This is a genomic window from Sphingorhabdus sp., from assembly GCF_044239005.1.
Lineage (GTDB): Bacteria > Pseudomonadota > Alphaproteobacteria > Sphingomonadales > Sphingomonadaceae > Sphingorhabdus_B.
In genome coordinates this window covers 1-5,864 of sequence record NZ_JBIICH010000127.1, presented here as the reverse complement: position 1 = coordinate 5,864, position 5,864 = coordinate 1, and the positions used below count along the sequence as shown (strand labels likewise).

Below are 5,864 nucleotides of genomic sequence, written 5' to 3'. Positions count from 1 at the left end.
TTGTCAGCTTCAACGCCGAGATGCTCAACTACAATTTTTTTGACCCGTTCTGCGGTATCGCTCATTTTTGTGCCCCTTATATTGTTGGGAGGATGAATTTCAGTAATCGCCCTAATGTCCAGATTGCCCGCTGGCAAGTGGCAAGCGAAGGTTATGCTTCAAAGCATCGCCATGCCGCCATTTACATGGATTGTCTGGCCAGTGACATAGCCAGCCTCTCTCGAAGCGAGATAGGCCACTGCAGCGCCAATATCCGCGCCTTCGCCCATGCGACCCATCGGGATGCGGGCGTTCAGCGCTTCCTTTTGCGCATCTGGCAAAGTTTCGGTCATCGCGGTCGCAATGAAGCCCGGCGCGACGCAGTTTGCAGTGACATTGCGGCTCGCCAGTTCCTGCGCAATCGCCTTGGTCATGGCGGTGAGGCCGCCTTTTGATGCGGCATAATTGGCCTGTCCCGGGTTTCCCGTGGTGCCCACAACGCTGGTTATCGTAATGATACGGCCAAAGCGCGCTTTCATCATCGGTTTGGTCGCCGCGCGCATGAGGCGGAATGTCGCTTCAAGGTTGATGCGGATGACATCATCCCATTCCTCGTCCTTCATACGCATGGTCAAATTGTCGCGTGTCACGCCCGCATTATTGACCAATATGTCGATCTTGCCCAATTTTTCGAGCGCAGCCGGGACAAGCGCTTCAACGCTATCCTTGTCGCCAAGGTTGCATGGCACGGCGACATGATCGCCGCCCAGTGACGCGCGAAACGCCTCCAGCTTTTCGACATTAGAGCCTGAAACAGCCAGCTGCGCGCCTTGGGCCGCAAGCGCGTGGCAGATTGCGCTGCCAATGCCGCCCGATGCCCCGGTGACGAGTGCTGTCATGCCAGTAAGATCAAACATATTATTCTCCCTTAAACTCTGGGGCGCGTTTTTCGAGAAACGCGGTGATGGCTTCGTCATTGTCCGCGGTGGCATGCGCAAGGCTTTGCATCGCGGCGGACATTTCGAGGATATTTTTCAGGTCCGCCGTCTGTCCTTCGCGCAACAGCCGCTTGGTCATGCGGACGGCATGTGGCGGGTTGGCCGCGATCTTGTCCGCCACCTTGCGTGCAGCGGTCATCAGATCGGCGTCGTCCACGACTTCGGACACGAGGCCGATGCGCAGCGCCTCTGCCGCGTCGATGGTTTCGCCTGTCAACGCAAGCTCGGTCGCTTTGGAAAAGCCGACGATGCGCGGCAAAAGCCATGCACCGCCATCGCCCGGCGTAATGCCAAGGCGCACAAAGCTTTCCGCGAATTTGGCCGAGGCAGCCGCAATGCGAATGTCGCACATCGTGGTCAGGTCAAGCCCTGCACCAATGGCGGGGCCGTTAACCGCAGCAACAACCGGAACCTCAAGCGCCTGAAACATTAGCGGCAACCGCTGAATACCATATTTATAGTTCCGCCGCGTTTCGGCGGGCAATCCGGCGCGCAGGCCGCCGCTGTCGGGGCGCATCTGTTTCAGGTCGCCGCCCGATGAAAATACTGTTCCAGCTCCCGTTAGGATGACGCAGCGCACCGACATATCTTGGTCCGCAGCCATGAAGGCATCGCATATTTGTTCGACGACGCCGACGTCCGATATCGGGTTGCGCTTTTCGGGCATGTTCATCGTGATGGTCAATATGCCGCCATCGCGCGACTGGAGAATTTTGTCCGTCATTATATCGCTTTCAACAAAGCTTCGATGTCATCCATGCTGATGACGCTCGAGGTGGTGATGTCTTCATGCGTGCTGCGCTTCACCATGGGTGATAGCACTTTGCCGCCAAACTCAACGAAATGGGTAACGCCGGTCTCTGCCATCGCGATTGCGGACTCACGCCAGCGCACGCGGCCAGTTACCTGCTGCACCAATTGCGCGGCGATGATGTCGGGTTCGGAAACCGGCGCTGCCGTCACGTTCGCAAAAAGGGGAACGAGCGGCGCATGAATGGTCGTTGTGCCAAGCGCGCTTTGCATTTCATCGGCTGCTGGCTGCATCAATGGGCAGTGAAAGGGTGCGGATACCGGCAATAATATACCGCGCTTGATTCCATGGTCCTTGGCCAGCTCAATGGCGCGGTCAATTGCGCCTTTGTGCCCTGAAATGACGACCTGCGACGGATCATTGTCATTTGCGACGGTGCAGGTTTCGCCCTGCGCCGCAGCCGCAGCCAATGCTTCGGCTTTCTCGATATCTGCCCCAAGCAACGCAGCCATCGCGCCAATGCCAACGGGAACAGCGGCCTGCATGGCGCGACCGCGAAGCTTCAACAATGCCGCCGTTACGGACAATGGCAATGCGCCAGCGGCACACAGCGCGCTATATTCGCCCAAGGAATGGCCGGCGACGAAATGGCATTTCTCCGAAAGGCGGACGCCGCCTTCGGTTTCGAGCACGCGCAAGGTCGCAATGGCATTTGCCATAATCGCGGGCTGCGCATTTTCGGTCAGCGTAAGTTCGCTTTCGGGGCCATCACACATCAACCGGAACAGATGTTGGCCAAGCGCTTCGTCGACTTCCTGAAACACCGCGCGGGCGGTTGGGCTGGCGTCCGCGAGCGCTTTGCCCATGCCAACCGCCTGGCTGCCTTGTCCTGGAAATATAAATGCGCGCATATTCGCTCCCGTCAGTCCGTGTTTGTGCCAAATCGCCTATGGTGCGGCGCTGGATGTTGCAAGCCCGAACGGCACGATGCGGTTATCGGCGTCATGGCCGATGTCCGCGCGGCCCAGATAGGCGATGCCCGTCTTGGCGCACCAGCGCCGGGCAATGTCTTCTGCGCCTTCACCAAATGGCCGGTCATTTTCGGGCACATCGCTGACACGGCCAAGCCGCAATCCCGCGAGGCCAGCCGATTGCAAATGCGTGCAGACATTGAAAAAGGCCCGGTCAAATCCGTACAGATATTCGCTGACTTCCTCGACCATCAACACATGCCCATTCAGATCGGGCATCAACGGCGTTCCAGCCATCATGGCCAGCGTCATCAGGTTGAACGCAGCATGTTTTTCCCCGGCCTGCACATGTGGTTCAAGCGCGTGCGGCGATTGGTGCACGATCCAGTCAAGCGCGCGGGTCACGGCTGCTTCGCCGCCTGCGCGTCGTATGTCCGCAGGCATGGGGCCATGGCACACGCGGCCAATGCGCGCGCGATATAAAGCGCCGAGCAAATTGCCGGCATCGCTATAGCCCATGTAGATCTTGTCAGCCGCAGCGGGCTTTAGAGCCGCGACAGCGTCTTCGGCGATCCGGCACGCGCCATATCCGCCACGGACAAACCAGACCGCATCAAAGCTGGGGTCGTTGGCAAGCGCCACAAAAGCGTCGCGCCTTTCGTCATCCGAACCCGCGAAATGCCCCGCCTCGGCAAAGCATTGGTCGTGAAAATAAAGCTCCGCGCTCGGATGTGATGTTGCGGCAAGCGCCGAAACGCGTGCAGCGTCTTCACGCGTAAAGGGCGTCGATGGTGCGCATATCCCGATTTTCATGAAAAACCTTCCATCCCCACACCGTAGCCCTGAGCCGTCAGCGCGCAAGCGCTGGCGAAAAGTCGAAGGGTGTTTTTCCGCCGATAACCGCCCTTCGACGGACGCAGCCGCGATGCGACTGCTGCTCAGGACTGCGGTTACCTTCGCTTGCCATTGCCAAAACCCTTCCTACCCAATAACCGACGCTTATGCACAAAAACAAATCCTATTTCTTCTGTGGCATTGGCGGTTCGGGCATGTTGCCCTTGGCGAATATCGTTCGCGATGCCGGCGCAACCGTCGCCGGGTCGGACCGCGCGCTGGATCAGGGCCGCTTGGGCGCCAAGTTTGAATGGTTACAAAGCCTTGGCATCGACCTGTTTGCCCAAGACGGCAGTGGCCTTATCAGCGGTGACCAAATCCTGATTGCGTCTGCCGCTATCGAAGATAGCGTGCCTGATGTTGCCAAGGCGAATGCCTTGGGCTGCGCCCGCATGACCCGCGCTGAGCTGCTCGCAGATTTGTTCAACAATGCGCCGCGCAGCGTTGCCGTAGGCGGGACCAGCGGAAAGTCGACCGTCACGGGCATGATCGGCTGGATATTGACCGATGCAGGGCTGGACCCGACCATCATGAACGGCGCGGTGATGAAAAATTTCGTCGCCGATGACGCGCCTTTTGCCAGCGCGCGCGTGGGGCAGGGGGACGTTTTCGTTTCGGAGGTCGACGAAAGCGATGGCTCTATCGCCTTGTTCACCCCCGAAGTCGCGGTGCTCAACAATGTCAGCCTCGACCATAAAAGCCTTGAAGAATTGCGCCAGCTGTTCGGTGACTTTGCCAAAAAAGCAAAGACAAGCGTGTGGAACGCCGATGATGCGGAGACTGTGGCGCTCATGGAACCCTTGGCGCTGGCCGGGGCCATCAGCTTCGGCTTTGCAGCGCAGGCTGATTTCCGCGCGACCGATATTGTGGACCTGCCGCTGGGCAGCCGTTTCACGCTCCACGCCATGGGCGATACCCATGATGTCGCGCTCATCGTCCCCGGTCGTCACAATATCGCCAACGCACTGGCCGCCATCGCCGCCGCGACCGCGCTCGGCGTAACCGTGGCGCAGGCTGTTCGCGCGATAGAGCGCTTCAACGGCCTCGCCCGTCGCTTCGACATTGTTGGCACCGCAAACGACATCACTGTCATTGACGATTTCGGCCACAACCCCGACAAGATTGCCGCAACGCTTGCAACACTCAAAGCCTTCCCGGGGCGGATCATCGCCTTCTTTCAACCGCATGGCTACGGCCCGATCCGCGTTATGGGCGCTGAATTGGCGGGCGTTTTTGCAAACATGCTTGGCAAGGACGATCACCTCATCCTGTGCGATCCCGTCTATTTTGGCGGCACTGTCGACAAAAGCATCGGCAGCCAAAGCATCACCGACGCTGTCACTGCGGCAGGCCAAAATGCCGAATATATCCCGTCGCGCGAAGATTGCGGCAACCGCATGGTCGATCTTGCGCAACCCGGCGACCGTATCGTCATCATGGGCGCGCGGGATGACACGTTGAGCGCGTTTGCGGCAGATATTTTGGCGCGACTTGGCGCCTAGCGATAACGCGACGTCGCGCCATTCCGGCGAATCGCTTGCTTTTCCTGTAAATCCCACCTAAGCGCGCCACTTCGCTTGGGGTAACCCTTGTGAAAACGAAGAAAGCCGGAGGGGCGTATGCATGGTGCTGCGTCAGCGATCGGTAGGAACAAGGAAACGCCCATGCCAAATTACGAGCATGTATTTTTGGCGCGTCAGGACCTTTCACAGGCCCAGGTTGATGCGCTGGCAGAAGTTGCCACCAAGATTGTGGAAGACAATAAAGGTAAGGTCGTAAAGACCGAAACCTGGGGTCTTCGCACACTGACTTACAAAATTCAGAAAAACCGCAAAGCGCATTTCGTAATGCTCGACATCGAAGCCAATGGCGACACCATCGCCGAGCTCGAGCGTCAGACACGTATGAACGAAGACATCATTCGTTACATGACTGTCCGCGTTGACGAACATGAAAAAGGCCCATCGGTCATGATGCGCAAGAGCGACCGTCCAGAGCGCAGCGAGCGCGGTGGATTCGGTGGCGGCGACCGTGACCGCGGTGCCCCACGTCCAGATCGCGCACCCCGCGCAGAGCAGGAGGCTTAAATTATGGCACGTCCGTTTTTCCGTCGCCGCAAGTCCTGCCCATTTCAGGGTAAAGATGCGCCGAAAATTGATTATAAAGATGTACGCCTGCTTCAGGGTTACATTTCAGAGCGTGGCAAGATTGTCCCATCACGCATCACCGCCGTTTCGGCAAAGAAGCAGCGTGAGCTGGGCCAAGCTATCA

The 5,864-nt window shown here is 58.4% G+C and carries 7 protein-coding genes; 3 read left to right on the top strand and 4 right to left on the bottom strand.

Features of this window, described 5'->3' with window-relative positions:
* Nucleotides 1–158 precede the first annotated feature (158 nt).
* The 4 genes from fabG to ACILQA_RS09420 are packed head-to-tail and all read right to left on the bottom strand — an operon-like array spanning nucleotide 159 to nucleotide 3,512.
* Nucleotides 159–896 carry a 3-oxoacyl-[acyl-carrier-protein] reductase gene (gene fabG / locus ACILQA_RS09435; RefSeq protein ID WP_395629468.1) on the bottom strand — a complete coding sequence of 246 codons (738 nt, stop codon included), beginning with the start codon at nucleotides 894–896 and terminating at the stop codon, nucleotides 159–161.
* 1 nt (nucleotide 897) lies between these two features.
* The gene (locus tag ACILQA_RS09430; RefSeq protein WP_395629467.1) at nucleotides 898–1,701 is read right to left on the bottom strand and encodes a crotonase/enoyl-CoA hydratase family protein; all 804 of its coding nucleotides are present in this window, start codon (nucleotides 1,699–1,701) and stop codon (nucleotides 898–900) included.
* Nucleotides 1,701–2,639, bottom strand: a complete 939-nt coding sequence (fabD, locus tag ACILQA_RS09425) for an ACP S-malonyltransferase (RefSeq protein WP_395629466.1) — start codon at nucleotides 2,637–2,639, stop codon at nucleotides 1,701–1,703. The genes ACILQA_RS09430 and fabD overlap by 1 nt, the downstream gene beginning before the upstream one ends.
* A 36-nt stretch (nucleotides 2,640–2,675) precedes the next feature.
* Nucleotides 2,676–3,512: an LD-carboxypeptidase gene (locus ACILQA_RS09420; RefSeq protein WP_395629465.1), complete on the bottom strand. Its 837-nt coding sequence runs from the start codon at nucleotides 3,510–3,512 to the stop codon at nucleotides 2,676–2,678.
* Nucleotides 3,513–3,700: 188 nt separating this feature from the next.
* On the opposite strand from ACILQA_RS09420, the gene murC reads away from it, so the two are divergent.
* From murC to rpsR, 3 genes are all read left to right on the top strand, one after another.
* Nucleotides 3,701–5,095, top strand: a complete 1,395-nt coding sequence (gene murC / locus ACILQA_RS09415) for a UDP-N-acetylmuramate--L-alanine ligase (RefSeq protein ID WP_395629464.1) — start codon at nucleotides 3,701–3,703, stop codon at nucleotides 5,093–5,095.
* 162 nt (nucleotides 5,096–5,257) lie between these two features.
* The gene (rpsF, locus tag ACILQA_RS09410; protein WP_395629463.1) at nucleotides 5,258–5,680 is read left to right on the top strand and encodes a 30S ribosomal protein S6; all 423 of its coding nucleotides are present in this window, start codon (nucleotides 5,258–5,260) and stop codon (nucleotides 5,678–5,680) included.
* A 3-nt stretch (nucleotides 5,681–5,683) separates the two neighbouring features.
* Nucleotides 5,684–5,864: 30S ribosomal protein S18 (gene rpsR, locus ACILQA_RS09405; protein ID WP_395629462.1), on the top strand; the 181-nt coding region annotated here is incomplete at its 3' end.